The 15,235-nt window shown below is 58.9% G+C and carries 15 protein-coding genes and 1 other RNA gene; 8 read left to right on the top strand and 8 right to left on the bottom strand.

The window, feature by feature from the left end; genetic code table 11:
• Nucleotides 1–15 precede the first annotated feature (15 nt).
• Nucleotides 16–420 (bottom strand): ferric iron uptake transcriptional regulator, encoded by a 405-nt coding sequence (fur, locus tag ACP6KB_RS03920; RefSeq protein WP_110701757.1) that lies wholly within the window; start codon nucleotides 418–420, stop codon nucleotides 16–18.
• A 97-nt stretch (nucleotides 421–517) separates the two neighbouring features.
• Here fur and ACP6KB_RS03915 point away from each other — a divergent pair, with 97 nt between their 5' ends.
• On the top strand, nucleotides 518–1,054 hold the full coding sequence (locus ACP6KB_RS03915; RefSeq protein WP_442112138.1) for an outer membrane protein assembly factor BamE: 537 nt from the start codon (nucleotides 518–520) through the stop codon (nucleotides 1,052–1,054).
• A 141-nt stretch (nucleotides 1,055–1,195) separates the two neighbouring features.
• Here ACP6KB_RS03915 and ACP6KB_RS03910 read toward each other — a convergent pair whose 3' ends face one another.
• From ACP6KB_RS03910 to ACP6KB_RS03900, 3 genes are read right to left on the bottom strand one after another with little or no spacing between them, the layout of a single operon-like run.
• Nucleotides 1,196–1,513 carry an RnfH family protein gene (locus tag ACP6KB_RS03910; protein WP_442112137.1) on the bottom strand — a complete coding sequence of 106 codons (318 nt, stop codon included), beginning with the start codon at nucleotides 1,511–1,513 and terminating at the stop codon, nucleotides 1,196–1,198.
• Nucleotides 1,506–1,940, bottom strand: coding sequence for a type II toxin-antitoxin system RatA family toxin (locus tag ACP6KB_RS03905; RefSeq protein ID WP_442112136.1), 435 nt, complete (start codon nucleotides 1,938–1,940; stop codon nucleotides 1,506–1,508). The genes ACP6KB_RS03910 and ACP6KB_RS03905 overlap by 8 nt, the downstream gene beginning before the upstream one ends.
• Nucleotides 1,941–1,947: 7 nt before the next feature.
• Entirely contained in the window at nucleotides 1,948–3,351 is a 1,404-nt protein-coding gene (locus tag ACP6KB_RS03900; RefSeq protein WP_442112135.1) for a sodium-dependent transporter, read from the bottom strand.
• A 117-nt stretch (nucleotides 3,352–3,468) separates the two neighbouring features.
• On the opposite strand from ACP6KB_RS03900, the gene smpB reads away from it, so the two are divergent.
• Nucleotides 3,469–3,951, top strand: a complete 483-nt coding sequence (gene smpB / locus ACP6KB_RS03895) for an SsrA-binding protein SmpB (RefSeq protein ID WP_028944546.1) — start codon at nucleotides 3,469–3,471, stop codon at nucleotides 3,949–3,951.
• Nucleotides 3,952–4,022: 71 nt separating this feature from the next.
• Here smpB and ACP6KB_RS03890 read toward each other — a convergent pair whose 3' ends face one another.
• Nucleotides 4,023–4,790 carry a GntR family transcriptional regulator gene (locus tag ACP6KB_RS03890; protein WP_442112134.1) on the bottom strand — a complete coding sequence of 256 codons (768 nt, stop codon included), beginning with the start codon at nucleotides 4,788–4,790 and terminating at the stop codon, nucleotides 4,023–4,025.
• A gap of 253 nt (nucleotides 4,791–5,043) precedes the next feature.
• On the opposite strand from ACP6KB_RS03890, the gene ACP6KB_RS03885 reads away from it, so the two are divergent.
• The 5 genes from ACP6KB_RS03885 (at nucleotide 5,044) to ssrA (ending at nucleotide 11,733) form a co-directional block, all read left to right on the top strand.
• A complete protein-coding gene (locus tag ACP6KB_RS03885; RefSeq protein ID WP_442112133.1) occupies nucleotides 5,044–6,711 on the top strand; it encodes a lactate permease LctP family transporter in 1,668 nt (555 codons plus the stop codon).
• Nucleotides 6,712–6,779: 68 nt separating this feature from the next.
• Nucleotides 6,780–7,925 (top strand): FMN-dependent L-lactate dehydrogenase LldD, encoded by a 1,146-nt coding sequence (lldD, locus tag ACP6KB_RS03880; protein WP_442112132.1) that lies wholly within the window; start codon nucleotides 6,780–6,782, stop codon nucleotides 7,923–7,925.
• 80 nt (nucleotides 7,926–8,005) lie between these two features.
• On the top strand, nucleotides 8,006–10,816 hold the full coding sequence (locus tag ACP6KB_RS03875; protein WP_442112131.1) for an FAD-binding and (Fe-S)-binding domain-containing protein: 2,811 nt from the start codon (nucleotides 8,006–8,008) through the stop codon (nucleotides 10,814–10,816).
• A gap of 151 nt (nucleotides 10,817–10,967) precedes the next feature.
• Nucleotides 10,968–11,240 carry a hypothetical protein gene (locus ACP6KB_RS03870; RefSeq protein ID WP_442112130.1) on the top strand — a complete coding sequence of 91 codons (273 nt, stop codon included), beginning with the start codon at nucleotides 10,968–10,970 and terminating at the stop codon, nucleotides 11,238–11,240.
• 101 nt (nucleotides 11,241–11,341) lie between these two features.
• Nucleotides 11,342–11,733, top strand: a transfer-messenger RNA (tmRNA) gene (ssrA, locus tag ACP6KB_RS03865).
• 45 nt (nucleotides 11,734–11,778) lie between these two features.
• Here ssrA and ACP6KB_RS03860 read toward each other — a convergent pair.
• From ACP6KB_RS03860 to ACP6KB_RS03850, 3 genes are all read right to left on the bottom strand, one after another.
• The gene (locus ACP6KB_RS03860) at nucleotides 11,779–12,072 is read right to left on the bottom strand and encodes a DUF3077 domain-containing protein (RefSeq protein ID WP_442112129.1); all 294 of its coding nucleotides are present in this window, start codon (nucleotides 12,070–12,072) and stop codon (nucleotides 11,779–11,781) included.
• A gap of 183 nt (nucleotides 12,073–12,255) precedes the next feature.
• Nucleotides 12,256–12,483: a hypothetical protein gene (locus tag ACP6KB_RS03855; protein ID WP_442112128.1), complete on the bottom strand. Its 228-nt coding sequence runs from the start codon at nucleotides 12,481–12,483 to the stop codon at nucleotides 12,256–12,258.
• 375 nt (nucleotides 12,484–12,858) lie between these two features.
• A complete protein-coding gene (locus tag ACP6KB_RS03850; protein WP_442112127.1) occupies nucleotides 12,859–13,410 on the bottom strand; it encodes a hypothetical protein in 552 nt (183 codons plus the stop codon).
• A 354-nt stretch (nucleotides 13,411–13,764) separates the two neighbouring features.
• Here ACP6KB_RS03850 and ACP6KB_RS03845 point away from each other — a divergent pair, with 354 nt between their 5' ends.
• On the top strand, nucleotides 13,765–15,021 hold the full coding sequence (locus tag ACP6KB_RS03845; RefSeq protein ID WP_442112126.1) for an integrase domain-containing protein: 1,257 nt from the start codon (nucleotides 13,765–13,767) through the stop codon (nucleotides 15,019–15,021).
• The last annotated feature ends 214 nt before the right edge of the window (nucleotides 15,022–15,235 follow it).

Genomic DNA, 15,235 nt, shown 5'->3' with positions numbered 1-15,235 from the left:
GCAAGAAACTTTTGCTTACTTTTTCTTGCGCACGTACAAAACCAGATTATGGTCAACCAGCTCGAAGCCGTGCTCGGCAACGATTTCTTTCTGACGTTTTTCAATTTCCACGTCGAAGAACTCGATAACCTCGCCAGAGTCCACGTTGACCATATGGTCGTGGTGGCCACCGTCAGCCAGTTCAAACACGGCGTGACCGCCGTCGAAGTTATGGCGCACAACCAGGCCAGCGGCTTCAAACTGGGTCAGAACACGGTAAACCGTGGCCAGGCCAACATCTTCGCCAGCCTCCATCAGCGCCTTGTAGACATCCTCAGCACTCATGTGACGCTGCTCGGTAGAGTCGAGCATCTGTAGAATTTTAACTCGAGGCAGTGTCACCTTGAGACCGGCTTTGCGCAGTTCGCTATTTTCAACCATGGTCAGCTTTCTCGCCGATGCTGCTTCGCAGCTTCTCTGAATACGGGTATGATCGGGGTTTACGTTGTCCAGCCAAGATAGTGGAAGTCGCCCACCGATGCAAAACACCAAGCTCTTGCTAACCAGCCTCACCTTTGTGGGACTGCTCGCACTCGCCGGTTGCTCGTTCCCCGGGGTTTACAAAATCGACATCCAGCAGGGCAATGTCGTCACGCAAGATATGATAGACCAATTACGCCCTGGAATGACCCGTCGGCAAGTACGGTTTATCATGGGCAACCCGCTGATCCAGGATACCTTCCACACCAATCGCTGGGATTACCTGTATAGCCTGCAGCCTGGTGGCGGTGAGCGCCAGCAGGAACGCATGAGCATTTTCTTCAACGAAAATGATCAGTTGGTCAGCCTGTCTGGCGACTTCATGCCAGGTGTCAGCCGCGACCAGGAAATCCTCGGTGGCAGTGGCGACACCAGCGTCAGCCCGGCACAACCAGCAACCACCGAACAGGTCGAACAGGTCCAAGAGAAGCCGGCCAAGCCAGGCTCCCTGGAAGAGAAGATCCAGCGCGAAGTCGATACCATCGAAACGATTCCGGTACCTACTCCAGCGCCAATCGAAACCTCGCCGCAGTAAGCTCACTGCAGGCACAAAAAAGCCCGGATATTCCGGGCTTTTTTGTCTTTGTCTTTGTGTGTGTGGGAGCGGGCTTGCCCCGCGATTGCGGTTTGTCAGTCACACCGCCTCGCGGGGCAAGCCCGCCCCTACACACAACCATTAACGCTTGGCTTTCTTGAACACCCTGGCCACCTTGGCCGCACGCTGCTTGCGTATTTCTTTGGGGTCTACCAGCAAAGGCCGGTACAGCTCGATACGGTCACCTTCAGCAACCACCTGTTGCGCACTCTCAGCAACGACCTTACCGAAGATACCAAGCGGGCAGGCTTCTATATCCAACCCCGCCACCTGCTCGGCGATTCCTGACATCCGCACCGCCTCGCGCAACGTGGTGCCAGGAGCCACTTCAAGCGTCAGCAACCATTGCTGCTCAGCGGTTGCATAAACCACCTCAACCTGCACCAACGCCTCAGCCATTGATCTGCTTGGCTCGCTGGCAGAAGGCATCGACCAGCGTGTTGGCAGCCTGGTTGAACAGCGGCCCGAGCGTTGCCCGCACCAGAGGCCCGGCATAGTCGAAAGACAGGTCCAGGCTGATCTTGCAGGCTTTGTCGCCCAACGGTTTGAAGATCCACAAGCCGTGCAGCTGGTTGAACGGCCCTTCTTCCAGGTTCATCTCAATGGACTGCCCCGGCACCAAGACATTGCGCGTAACAAACTTCTGGCTCATGCCCCCTTTCGCCACCTCCAAGGTGGCGCGCATCAGCGTGTCGCTCGCCTCATGCACGGTGCTGGCGGAGCACCAGGGCAGAAACTCCGGATAGCTCGCAACATCGTTGACCAGGTCGTACAACGCCTGCGCCGGATAGGGCAGCAGGGCCGAACGTTGAATATGGGTAGTCATCCAGGTGTCACTTCCAAAGCTGAGCGGCAAACACAATCAGAATGCCGAGGGGCGCCACGTAGCGCATCAAGAAGAAGGTAAGAGCAAACAGCAGCGGGCTGCGCATCGCCAATTCATCGCGCACGGCCTCACGCCCCATGATCCAACCAGCGAATATCACAAAACACAAACCACCCAGCGGCAACATGATCCGCGAAGTGAAAAAGTCGATGACGCCAAAGAAATCCAAGCCACCGCTTGCGCCCCATTGATAGAGCTGGAATCCACTGTCGTCACTCACAAAGAAGCGCGCCTGCTGCCAGATGTTGAACGAAAACACCGTTCCCAGCCCCACCAGCCAGCAACTGAACGCCAGCCAGGTGGTAATCCAGCCACGCCGAACGCCGGTGCGCTCCACCAGGTAAGCCACCATGGGTTCGAGCAGCGAAATCGCCGAACTCCAGGCCGCTACCGCCACTAAAACAAAGAATACGACGCCCATCAATTGGCCAAAGGCCACATTACCGAATGCAAATGGCAAGGCGACAAACATCAGCCCCGGCCCTTCGCTGGGGTTCAAGCCAGCGGCAAATACGATCGGAAACAGCGCCAGGCCGGCCAGCAGCGATACAAAGGTATCAAGCAAGGCAACGGCAACAATGGTGCCACCGATGGAGGAGCCTTTGGGCATGTAGGCGCCGTAGATCAACAGCGAGCCCACCCCGACACTCAGGGAAAAGAAGGCATGCCCCATAGCGGGCAGCAGGCCATCCATCAGGCGCGAGGTGTCGAAATCGAACATGAAATGCAGGCCCTGCATGAAGCGCCCGGTAGTCAGGCTATACCCCAGCAGGATAACCAGCAGCAAAAACAGCAGCGGCATCATGATCCGCAGGCTCTTTTCCAGCCCGGCCACCACGCCCCGGGCGATCACCAGCGCCGACAGCAGCATGAACAGGCTATGCCACAGCACCAGACGCCAAGGGTCACTGATAACACCGTTGAAATAGCCGCCGACCTGATCCGCGGTGACACCCTGGAAGTCGCCGCGCCCCATATTGATGATGTAGTCGAACGACCAGCCGCCCACCACACTATAGAACGACAGGATCAACAGCGCGGTGATCATCCCGGCGAATGCCCACCAGGACCAACGCGGTGAATGCCCAGCCTCTACCGCCAGGTCACGCAGGGCGTTGGCCGGGCTTTGCCGGGTGCGGCGGCCGATCAAGGTTTCGGCGAGCATCACCGGAATACCGATCAGGGCGATGCAGGCGAGAAACACCAGAACAAAGGCACCGCCACCGTAGACGCCGACCATGTAGGGAAACTTCCAGATACTTCCCAACCCCACCGCAGCGCCGGTTGCCGCCAGCACGAATACCCAGCGACTGGCCCAGCCACCATGGACAGAAACCTTGTCCGTCGACATCAACACGCTCAACTGTGCAAAAAAAAGAGCGCGCATTGTCCGGGATTCAACTCACAGGCTCAAGCGCACTGCTACCCCATAGCCGACAGCGCAACGACTGCCTATAATGCCGCCCCTATGGCTAAACAAAAGAAACATCCGACAGGGACCATCGCGCAGAATAAAAAGGCGCGACACGATTACTTCATCGAGCATAAGTTCGAGGCCGGATTGGTCCTGTCCGGTTGGGAAGTAAAAAGTCTGCGTGCCGGCAAGGCGCATCTGACGGACAGCTACGTGGTGCTCAAAGATGGCGAGGCCTGGCTGATGGGCAGCCATATCACGCCACTGACAGCCGCCAGTACGCATGTTATCGCCGACCCGACACGCACCCGCAAACTGCTGCTCAATCGTCGTGAGCTGGAGCGCCTGCATGCGGCCGTCCAGCAAAAGGGCTACACCTGCGTAGCCTTGTCGATTTACTGGAGCAAGCACCTGATCAAGTGCGAGATCGCACTCGGCAAGGGCAAGAAGGAATACGACAAGCGCGATACTCAGCGTGAGCGGGATTCTGATCGCGAATTGCAGCGGGCTGTGCGGAACAAAGGCAAGGAAGATTGATTCCTTGATCGCGGTGCAAGCCCGCTCCTACCGGCTGTAGGAGCGGGCTTGCCCCGCGATTGCGCACTTACTCAACGCCCACTACGCCGCTCGGCACGCGCGGTGCGCTGCACTTCCTCACGCACTTCATCAAGCACTTCCTGCACATACAGAATGTGTCGGCTGGACACTTCGCGTGCATCTTCGGCACGCCCTTCGACAATCGCCAAGTACAGGTCACGGTGCTGACTGATCAGCATGTCGCGGGTTTCTGCGCGCTGCTTGTACATGCCACCGATGTTGGTCACCACGTTGCGCTTGAGCAGGTCGAACAAGCCGCGGATGGTATGCAGCAACACCGCATTGTGGCTGGCCTCAGCAATCGCCAGATGAAAACTGGCATCGGCAACGCCCTCTTCCGCCCGGCTGACTTCGTCGTGGCGGGTGTAGCAATCCTGCAAGGTATCGAACGCCGCCTTGAGCCGCAGGCGGTCAGGTTCGGTTGCGCGGATCGCCGCGTAATAGGCACACGATGCTTCCAGGGTATGCCGGAATTCCAGCAAATCGCGCTGCGCTTCGGGGCTGCCTTCGAGCAATTTCAACAGGGGGTCACTGAAGGTCGACCCCAGTGAATCCGCCACATAGTTACCCCCGCCTTGGCGGCTGACGAGCAAGCCCTTGGCAACCAGCTTCTGGATCGCTTCGCGCAGCGATGGCCGCGACACCCCGAACTGTTCGGCCAGCGTCCGTTCGGCAGGCAGGCGCTGACCGGCACTCAGGGTGCCTTCAAGAATCATCCCCTCAAGCCGCTCGACAATATCGTCGGACAAACGGCGTTGGCGGACCTGATCAAAAACCATCACATGCTCTCCACAATCCCGAGTGCGTTCGGGGCTGTCTATTCTGGCCTATCCGCACGCTGACGACACCCATCAGATCGCAACTTTCCGTGCCGCTCAGGCCCTTGTTCCTACGCCCATCCGACAAAAGTTTTCTTGGGACAAATTGACACACCCACAACGAGGCTTTTAACCTAGCGCCTCGTCATTGTAAATTGGTCTTACCAATTATCCAATGCCAGTGCTGACCAACAACAATTAGGGGCCACCCCATATGCAAACCTGGCAACAGCTCTACAGCCCGCTTGGTAGTCTTGGTCTGTCCGCACTCGCGGCAGTCATCCCGATCGTATTTTTCTTCCTTGCCTTGGCCGTGTTCCGTTTGAAAGGACACGTCGCCGGTAGCATCACCCTTGGCTTGTCGATTCTGGTCGCGATCTTCGCCTTCCAGATGCCTGCCGACATGGCGTTTGCCGCCGCCGGTTACGGTTTTGCCTACGGCCTGTGGCCGATCGCCTGGATCATCGTTGCCGCGGTGTTCCTCTACAAACTGACGGTCAAGAGTGGCCAGTTCGAAGTGATCCGCAGCTCTGTACTGTCGATCACCGATGACCAACGCCTGCAGGTGCTGCTGATCGGTTTCTGCTTCGGTGCCTTCCTGGAAGGTGCAGCAGGTTTCGGCGCACCAGTGGCGATTACTGCCGCCCTGCTGGTAGGCCTGGGCTTCAACCCGCTGTACGCAGCCGGTCTGTGCCTGATCGCCAACACCGCCCCGGTGGCCTTCGGCGCCCTGGGCATCCCGATCATTGTTGCCGGTCAGGTTACCGGTATCGACGCTTTCCACATCGGTGCCATGACCGGCCGCCAGCTGCCACTGCTGTCGCTGTTCGTACCGTTCTGGCTGGTGTTCATGATGGACGGCCTGCGTGGCGTCAAAGAAACCTGGCCTGCCGCCCTGGTTGCCGGCCTGAGCTTCGCGGTGACCCAGTACTTCACCTCGAACTTCATCGGCCCTGAACTGCCAGACATCACCTCGGCACTGGCCAGCCTGATTTCGCTGACCCTGTTCCTCAAGGTCTGGCAGCCCAAGCGTTCGTTCACCACCGCAACCGGCAGCGTCGGCGCCGCAGTGGTCAATGCCGGTGGCAGCCAGCCTTCGCCGTACAGCTTCGGTGAAATCTTCAAGGCATGGTCGCCGTTCCTGATCCTCACCGTACTAGTCACCATCTGGACCTTGAAGCCGTTCAAAGCAGCCTTCGCGGCTGGCGGCTCGATGTACAGCTGGGTGTTCAACTTTGCCATCCCGCACCTTGATCAACTGGTGATCAAAACGGCGCCAATCGTTACCAATGCGACGGCAATGCCTGCGGTATTCAAACTCGACCCGATTTCCGCCACCGGTACCGCAATCTTTTTCTCGGCGCTGATCTCGATGTTGGTCCTGAAGATTAATTTCAAAACTGGTCTGACCACTTTGAAAGAGACCTTCGTTGAACTGCGCTGGCCGATTCTGTCGATCGGCATGGTCCTGGCTTTCGCCTTCGTCACCAACTACTCGGGCATGTCTTCGACCATGGCCCTGGTACTGGCTGGCACTGGCGCGGCGTTCCCGTTCTTCTCGCCGTTCCTCGGCTGGCTGGGCGTGTTCCTGACCGGCTCCGACACCTCGTCGAACGCCCTGTTCAGCTCACTGCAAGCCACCACCGCGCATCAGATCGGCGTCAACGACACCTTGCTGGTTGCCGCCAACACCAGCGGCGGCGTGACCGGCAAAATGATTTCGCCACAATCGATCGCGGTAGCCTGCGCGGCCACCGGCCTGGTCGGCAAAGAATCGGACCTGTTCCGCTTCACCCTCAAACACAGCCTGTTCTTCGCCACCATCGTCGGCCTGATCACTCTGGTTCAGGCTTATTGGCTGACTGGCATGCTGGTTCACTAAAGTGACTGAGGCCGGGCGCGAATGAGCGCGCCCGGCATCCGCCCTTTCAACCGACGCAGCGAGACCACATGATCATTTCTGCCTCTACCGACTACCGCGCTGCAGCGCAACGCAAGCTGCCGCCGTTTCTGTTCCACTACGCCGACGGTGGTGCTTACGCCGAGTACACGCTGCGCCACAACGTCGAAGACCTGGCCGGCATCGCCCTGCGCCAGCGCGTGCTGAAAAACATGTCCGAGCTGAGCCTGGAAACCCAGCTGTTCAACGAGACATTGAGCATGCCGGTCGCCCTGGCCCCTGTCGGCTTGACCGGTATGTACGCCCGCCGCGGCGAAGTGCAGGCCGCCCGTGCCGCCGCTGCCAAAGGCATCCCCTTCACCATGTCGACGGTGTCGGTGTGCCCGATCGAAGAAGTCGCCCCGGCGATCGACCGGCCGATGTGGTTCCAGCTGTACGTGCTCAAAGACCGTGGCTTCATGCGCAATGCGCTGGAGCGCGCGAAAGCGGCCGGTGTGACCACCCTGGTATTCACTGTCGACATGCCGGTGCCTGGCGCCCGCTACCGTGATGCCCACTCGGGCATGAGCGGCCCGAATGCGCCGCTGCGTCGCGTCTGGCAAGCCATGACCCACCCACAATGGGCCTGGGACGTCGGTTTGCTCGGCAAGCCGCACGACCTCGGCAACATCTCTACCTATCGCGGTAGCCCAACCGGCTTGGCCGACTACATCGGCTGGCTGGGCAATAACTTCGACCCATCGATTTCCTGGAAAGACCTGGAATGGATTCGCGAATTCTGGGACGGCCCCATGGTGATCAAGGGCATCCTTGACCCGCAGGACGCCAAAGACGCGGTGAAATTCGGTGCCGATGGCATCGTCGTGTCCAACCACGGTGGCCGTCAGCTTGATGGCGTGCTGTCCAGCGCCCGCGCCCTGCCAGCGATTGCCGATGCTGTGAAAGGCGACCTGAAGATTCTTGCCGACTCCGGCATTCGCAGCGGCCTGGATGTGGTGCGCATGATCGCCCTCGGTGCCGACACCGTGCTGATTGGCCGGGCCTTCCTCTATGCACTGGCCACTGCCGGTGAAGCCGGGGTGAAGAACCTGCTGGATCTGTTCGAGAAAGAAATGCGCGTGGCCATGGTACTCACTGGTGCCAAGACCATCAGCGAGATCACCCGCGACTCGCTGGTACGCGAACTGGGCGCGTGATTGCCGCGCCCGCACCAATCACCGCCTGATTGACCGGGGCACACGGCGCGTCAGATGCCGCGGCCCCGCGAGGAGATTGCATGAGTCTGCCCGCCGCGTTCCTCGACACGGTTGAACACCTGATTCCCCGCGAGCGACGTTTCGACGACCCGCTCTCGACCCTGGCCTTCGGCACCGACGCCAGCTTCTACCGCCTGATCCCTAAACTGGTGATCCGCGTCGAGCGCGAAGAAGAAGTCGCCACCCTGCTCAAAGCCGCACACGCCCATCAGGTGGCGGTCACCTTCCGCGCCGCAGGCACCAGCCTGTCTGGCCAGGCGGTCAGTGATTCGGTGTTGCTGGTGCTCGGTGACAACTGGAATGGCAGCGACATTCGCCACGGCGGTACACAGATTCGCCTGCAACCGGGTGTGATCGGCGCCCAGGCCAACGCCTGGCTGGCCCCGTTCGGACGCAAGATCGGCCCCGACCCGGCCTCGATCAACGCCTGCAAAATTGGCGGCATTGTCGCCAACAACGCCAGCGGCATGTGCTGCGGCACCGCGCAAAACAGCTACCACACCCTGGCCGGCATGCGCCTGCTGCTCGCCGATGGCACCCTGCTCGACAGCGAGCTGGCCGACAGCGTTACAAGCTTTCGGCAAAGCCACGGGGCACTGCTCGATCAACTGAGCGAACTGGGCCGCCAGACTCGCGCCAATACCGAGCTGGCCGCCAAGATTCGCCACAAATACCGACTGAAGAACACCACCGGCCTGTCGCTGAACGCGCTGGTCGATTACGACGAACCGCTGGATATCCTCACTCACCTGATGGTGGGCTCGGAAGGCACCCTGGGCTTTATCAGCGCGGTGACCTACAACACCGTGCCGGACCACCCGCACAAAGCCAGTGCGCTGATCGTCTTCCCCGATGTCGAAACCTGCTGCAATGCCGTGCCGGTACTCAAGCAGCAGCCGGTGTCCGCCGTCGAACTGCTCGACCGCCGCAGCCTGCGCTCGGTGGAGAACATGCAAGGCATGCCGACGTGGGTGAAGAGCCTGTCGGCCAACGCCTGCGCCCTGCTCATCGAATCCCGCGCCGCGACGCAATCGTTGCTGCACGAGCAACTGGCGCAGATCAGCGCCTCCATCGCCCAGTTCCCGGTGGAAAAGCAGGTGGACTTCAGCGAAGACCCGGTGGTGTACAACCAGCTCTGGCGCATCCGCAAAGACACCTTCCCCGCCGTTGGCGCCGTGCGCGAAACCGGCACCACCGTGATCATCGAAGACGTAACCTTCCCGGTCGAGAAACTGGCCGAAGGCGTGAACCGCCTGATCGCCCTGTTCGACAAGCACGGCTACGACGAAGCGATCCTGTTCGGCCACGCGCTGGAAGGCAACCTGCACTTCGTCTTCACCCAGGGCTTTGACTCACCTGAGCAGGTCGCGCGCTACTCGGCCTTTATGGACGAAGTCGCCCAGTTGGTTGCTGTGGAATACGGCGGCTCGCTCAAGGCCGAACATGGCACCGGCCGCAACATGGCGCCCTTCGTCGAGCTGGAATGGGGCAGCGATGCCTATCAACTGATGTGGCAGCTCAAGCGCTTGCTCGACCCTGCCGGCATCCTCAACCCCGACGTGGTGCTGACCGACGATCCGCAACTGCACCTGAAGAACCTCAAACCGCTGCCCGCCGCCGACGAGATCGTCGATAAGTGCATCGAATGCGGCTTCTGCGAACCGGTGTGCCCGTCGAAAGGACTAACCCTCAGCCCCCGCCAGCGTATCGTCATGTGGCGTGACATCCAGGCAAAAAAACGCGCGGGCAGCGACACCCGTCAGCTCGAACGTGACTACCAGTACCAAGGCATCGACACCTGCGCGGCCACCGGCTTGTGCGCCCAGCGCTGCCCGGTCGGGATCAACACCGGCGAGCTGGTGAAAAAGCTGCGCGGCCAGGCTGCGGAACATGTGAAAGCCGCCGATTGGCTGGCGGAAAACTTCCACACTGCACTTAGCGGCGCACGCTTTACCCTGCGAGCTGCCAACGGCGCACGCAAACTACTCGGCGCGCCACGCCTGAGTCGCCTGAGCAGCCACCTGAGCAAAATCAGCCATGGCCGCCTGCCGCAATGGACAGCAGCCATGCCGCAACCGCTCAAAACCGTTTCGCTTAGCCCCGCCAGCAACGATGCCCGGCCGCGGGTGGTGTACCTGGCCGCCTGCGTGTCGCGAGTGATGGGCCCGGCGGCAGCCGACCGCGAGCAAACCTCGCTGCTCGACAAAACCCGCGCCCTACTGGAAAAAGCCGGTTACCAAGTGGTATTCCCGGACAACCAGGACAACTTGTGCTGCGGCCAACCGTTCGCCTCCAAAGGCTACGCCGAGCAGGCCGAACACAAACGCCAGGAACTGATCAACGCCCTGCTCCACGCCAGCCGCGGCGGGCTTGATCCGATCTACTGCGACACCAGCCCGTGCACCTTGCGCCTGGTGCAAGACCTGGCCGAAACCCGCCTGGACCTCTACGACCCGGTGCGCTTCATCCGCACCCACTTGCTCGACAAACTGGAATTCACCCCCCAGGACGAACCGATTGCCGTGCACGTGACCTGCAGCACCCAGCACCTGGGCGAAAGCCAGGCCCTGATCGACCTGGCGCGGCGCTGCAGCAAACAGGTGGTGATTCCAGAAGGCATCCACTGCTGTGGCTTTGCCGGCGACAAAGGCTTCACCACCCCCGAGCTCAACGCCCACTCGCTACGCAACCTCAAAGACGCCGTGCAGTACTGCAACGAAGGGATCTCCACCAGCCGCACCTGTGAAATCGGCCTGTCGAATCATGGCGGGATTGATTACCACGGACTAGTTTATCTGGTGGACCGCGTGACCCGGGCACGAACAATTTGAATGCATAGCAGGCAACCCCACTCCCACAGCCATCTGTAGGAGCGGGCTTGCCCCGCGAACCCCACAATCAAATTAATCTGAACCCCCGAAAAGCACCGCAGTCCACCCAGTAAGGCCTACCTCCCAAGGCCATCCCGCCAAGGAGATTCACATGAAGCGTACTGCGATTTCCGGACTGTTCTTGAGCGCCGCACTGCTGGCTTCACCGGTATTTGCCGCTGACGACCTGTGTGCAACCAACCTGCAGAAAATCGACAACATGATGGCCATGGCTGGCGCCACCTCGGAAGGGTTGGACAAGACCATCAATACTGATGTCGACGATGCCAAGAAGGCCCAGGCTGCTGGCAACGACAAAGACTGCATCGCCATCACCAGCAAAATAATTGAGCGCCTGGAGAAAGTTGATAAAGGCGGTCAGTAGTCAATTGGCAGGGCGACTGGAACCGCAGTCGACGTCGCCCGACCGATGGCGTATACTCCCTCACAAGCGTTGAAAAACGCTTCAGCTAGAGCGCAACACATGGGGCCGATTAGGATTCGACGCCGGTCGTGAAACTCTAGGTGCATGCCGAGTTGGTAACAGAACTCGTAAATCCACTGTTGCAACTTTCTATAGTTGCCAATGACGAAAACTACGAGGGTTACGCTCTCGCTGCGTAAGCAGCTGAGCCCGCTCTCCTGGTAGCTTCGGCTCCAGCAATCACTAGGGGATGCCTGTAAACCCGAAGTGATTGTCATACAGAACAGGATCGCCGTGCAGTACGTTGTGGACGAAGCGGCTAAAACTTACACAACTCGTCCAAAGCACCCTGCCCGTCGGGCGGCTGCGGATTAACTCAATAGACACGGCTAAGCATGTAGTACCGACAGCGGAGCACTGGCGGACGGGGGTTCAAATCCCCCCGGTTCCACCAAACACTGAAAAGACGCCCACGGGCGTCTTTTTTTATGCCTGAAATCTAAGTTGAGCTTGGCAAGCTATGCGCCAAGTCCTCGACCAGCGCCTTGGCCATTCCGATCAAAAAATGCGCAGCCCAGCTCGATGCGCCCTCCTGTTCGATACTGGCATCCAGCGTCAGCTGTTGCGCACAGCCCATCAGCAGCGTCGCCTGTTCCAGCACAAACGCGGCTGAATGCCCCGGCTCAACCCGAAACAACCGCCCGGCCCCCGCCCCGCCCTCGCCGTCACCGAATGAACCAACACCTACCGTCTTCAGCCCACAAACACAGCCCCTGCCTGCTTCATCCTCCATCCCAACCTCCTTGGCTGCCCAGCATTAGCCATCGCCTCCCACATGCTAAGAATCTGCACAGCCCCGGTGGGAGCAACTGTCTTGCACCACCTGTGGGAGCGGGCTTGCCCCGCGATACGATGCCCCAGACAGACCGCAATCACGGGACAAACCCGCCCCCAACCGAGCCAGTTCACCGCAACATCAATGCAGCAACTGAACCCTACTCAACGCCACATCCACCAAAGCACGGGCATTATCGATTTCATGCATGGCCGCCATGGTCAGCACCTGGCCGGGTGGGCTGGCATGCAACAGGACGGTTTGCTGAGCCACTGTCAGGGCGCAGATCAGGTGCTCGGTAACCTGGACGAGGATGTCTTCGAGGGAATGGTTCGGATGAATCGGCGGGTCTGGAACTATTTTCAGCATTAGGTCTAACTCCGTTTAGTGGAGCTGCCACACACATGCTGTCAAACAAAGGGGTGGCAGCTGTACGCGGGTTGACAGACCGGTAAACGAAGAAACCCGGCGCACACGAAGGTGCCCCACGCACAGCCGCCATTACGCGATTGCACAGATGGTTCCATTTGATGCGGTCTGTCAAAACCGGTCGCTGAATTGGCAACGACTCGGGGAGACTAGAGCGCCAAAGGAACCATCGCAATGGCTTGAAGGCTGCGGGAGTATGAATCGGAAATGGACTACAGGGTATCGGTTAATTCTGAAAGAAGCCGGCCTAAACGCTCGCTGAATTCACACGCGCAGACTATTTCAAGAAGGCTCGCATAATGTACTTCGGTTGCATCAGGTTGGCTTAGAGCACTCTGAGGTGCGCTCTTTGATCGGCTCCAGAAAACCGCTCAAGCCAAATGCTATGAGGGGTACCAGCGTAGGTAGAAGCAGCGTGTTATGGAACGCGCCAAACAAAACACTGAAGCGGTACAGCTTGTTGCTGAAAATACCCAAAGTGGACCGTTCCATGTCCGGCCCAAGAATGGCTGCCGTGATCACAATGCCCGCCCCGAACAAGAGAAGCAGCCCAAGGTAGTTTTTTCTGTAGTTGGCCATCCTGAGGAAACCAATTGCACTCACACGCAGCGAAAACCGGCAGACCAGGGTAAGCCAAACCAGCATGATTGCCAGAAGCACGAGGTCTTTTTCGTAAATCCAGGCGGTTTTCTTCAAAAAGTCCAACTGCCCGTGCGCAACGAAATAGTCTTGAGCGCGTGCAATAACTGGCAGCCATTGGTGCAGATCACTGCTGAGTGCGATATCGCTGTAGAAAATGCCTAGGCTGGTGACCCACGCTATAACTAGATAGCTGGCCCAACCGTATACCAGCGCTTTTACTGCCATTGCTGCATCCTTGCGTCTGTTGTGTTTCTCTAGCGCTCGCGTACCAACCGAATCGCCTTGTTGGTGGCATATTAAACGTCAGCAATCATGCGTAAACCTTTCACTTCTTGGCTTTAAACATTTTTACCTACGCGCAAACGGCGGTTCAAATCCCCCCGGCTCCACCAAATGATCAAAAAAAGACGTCCACGGACGTCTTTTTTTGTGCCTGCGACCCAGTAAATCCGCGGCCTCCAGCGCTTTTGCGGTCTTTCAAGAGTTTTTGAGTTCCAGCCATTCGGGTATTCCAGACGGTATTCCAGCTCATCCGCTGCTAATCTTTGGAATACCGAATCAGTGCTTGAGGACAATCTCATGCCTGCTCAAAACCTCCGCCTCTCCGATCGACAGCTCAAAGGAGTCAAACCCGCGTCCAAGGATTATGTCCTCACTGACGGTGACGGTTTGCAGCTCCGCGTACGCAGCAACGGCTCGTTGCTGTGGAATTTCAACTACCGCGAACCGGTGACCAAGAAGCGCATCAACATTGGCTTCGGGACCTACCCCGAACTGTCACTGGCGAACGCACGAAAGAAGGCAGTCGAAGCCCGCGAGCTGCTCGCTCAAGGCATCGATCCGAAGGTGCAGCGCAATACGTTGAATGAAGCCAAACGCGCGGAAACCGAACACACCTTCGAGAACGTGGCCACCGCCTGGTTTGAACTCAAGAAAGACTCGGTCACCCCGGCCTACGCCGAGGACATTTGGCGATCGCTCACGCTGCACGTGTTCCCCGATTTGAAGACGACGCCACTGACGAAGATCACCGCTCCGATGGTGATCGCATTGCTTCGCCCAATCGAAGCGAAAGGCAGCCTGGAGACGGTCAAGCGTCTCAGCCAGCGACTAAATGAGATCATGACCTACGGCGTAAACTCCGGCCTGATCTTCGCCAACCCGCTCAACGGCATCAGGGCAGTCTTCAAGAAGCCCAAAAAAGAGAACATGGCTGCGCTTCCACCCGAAGAGCTCCCGGAGCTCATGCTGGAGATCGCGAACGCCAGCATCAAACGCACCACCCGCTGCCTGATCGAATGGCAGTTGCACACGATGACCCGCCCCGCCGAGGCGGCGACTACTCGCTGGGCAGACATTGACTTCGAAAGGCGTGTCTGGACTATCCCACCGGAGCGTATGAAGAAGCGCCGTCCACACAGCATCCCGTTGAGTGATCATGCTGTCGCACTATTGGAGTCACTGAAGACTCACAGCGGCCATCGCGAATACGTCTTCCCGGCCGATAGAAATCCACGCACCCACGCCAATAGCCAGACCGCCAACATGGCATTGAAACGCATGGGCTTTCAGGATCGATTGGTCAGCCACGGTATGCGCTCGATGGCCAGCACCATCTTGAATGAACATGGGTGGGACCCCGAACTCATTGAGGTCGCACTGGCGCATGTCGACAAGGATGAGGTGCGCAGCGCCTACAACCGAGCCGACTACATTGAACGCAGACGACCGATGATGGCCTGGTGGAGTGAGTACATCCAGAAAGCCGCCACCGGCAGCCTGCTTGCCTCAGCATACGGTCAAGTCAGAGACAAGAACGTGGTACCGATCCGCTAGCTCTGTACGGCGCAAGAATTGCGGAAACAACTGAACGTCCAAGATTCGGGGCAAGCAGCCTCGCTTATCTGCTTCTCAGCGCGGGTCCATCCAAACAGGGCTGCAAAGCCGCCCTGTTTGGATGGACCTCATTTTGAAGAGCTAAAAGCCACGACGTTGTCCGGGATTTACCAAGTAATTCCACCGATGGATAACCGCTTTTCACGTCCTCAAG

The sequence above is a fragment of the Pseudomonas sp. NUPR-001 genome (assembly GCF_052147955.1).
Lineage (GTDB): Bacteria > Pseudomonadota > Gammaproteobacteria > Pseudomonadales > Pseudomonadaceae > Aquipseudomonas.
This window is presented reverse-complemented; position numbering and strand designations above follow the sequence as displayed.

Coding starts and splice junctions, on each gene's coding strand:
- smpB (WP_028944546.1), top strand. CDS start 3,469: ATGGCTAAACAAAAGAAACATCCGACAGGGACCATCGCGCAGAATAAA.
- lldD (WP_442112132.1), top strand. CDS start 6,780: ATGATCATTTCTGCCTCTACCGACTACCGCGCTGCAGCGCAACGCAAG.
- ACP6KB_RS03870 (WP_442112130.1), top strand. CDS start 10,968: ATGAAGCGTACTGCGATTTCCGGACTGTTCTTGAGCGCCGCACTGCTG.
- ACP6KB_RS03915 (WP_442112138.1), top strand. CDS start 518: ATGCAAAACACCAAGCTCTTGCTAACCAGCCTCACCTTTGTGGGACTG.
- fur (WP_110701757.1), bottom strand. CDS start 420: ATGGTTGAAAATAGCGAACTGCGCAAAGCCGGTCTCAAGGTGACACTG.
- ACP6KB_RS03860 (WP_442112129.1), bottom strand. CDS start 12,072: ATGGAGGATGAAGCAGGCAGGGGCTGTGTTTGTGGGCTGAAGACGGTA.
- ACP6KB_RS03845 (WP_442112126.1), top strand. CDS start 13,765: ATGCCTGCTCAAAACCTCCGCCTCTCCGATCGACAGCTCAAAGGAGTC.
- ACP6KB_RS03885 (WP_442112133.1), top strand. CDS start 5,044: ATGCAAACCTGGCAACAGCTCTACAGCCCGCTTGGTAGTCTTGGTCTG.
- ACP6KB_RS03850 (WP_442112127.1), bottom strand. CDS start 13,410: ATGGCAGTAAAAGCGCTGGTATACGGTTGGGCCAGCTATCTAGTTATA.
- ACP6KB_RS03910 (WP_442112137.1), bottom strand. CDS start 1,513: ATGGCTGAGGCGTTGGTGCAGGTTGAGGTGGTTTATGCAACCGCTGAG.
- ACP6KB_RS03890 (WP_442112134.1), bottom strand. CDS start 4,790: ATGGTTTTTGATCAGGTCCGCCAACGCCGTTTGTCCGACGATATTGTC.
- ACP6KB_RS03855 (WP_442112128.1), bottom strand. CDS start 12,483: ATGCTGAAAATAGTTCCAGACCCGCCGATTCATCCGAACCATTCCCTC.
- ACP6KB_RS03900 (WP_442112135.1), bottom strand. CDS start 3,351: ATGTCGACGGACAAGGTTTCTGTCCATGGTGGCTGGGCCAGTCGCTGG.
- ACP6KB_RS03905 (WP_442112136.1), bottom strand. CDS start 1,940: ATGACTACCCATATTCAACGTTCGGCCCTGCTGCCCTATCCGGCGCAG.
- ACP6KB_RS03875 (WP_442112131.1), top strand. CDS start 8,006: ATGAGTCTGCCCGCCGCGTTCCTCGACACGGTTGAACACCTGATTCCC.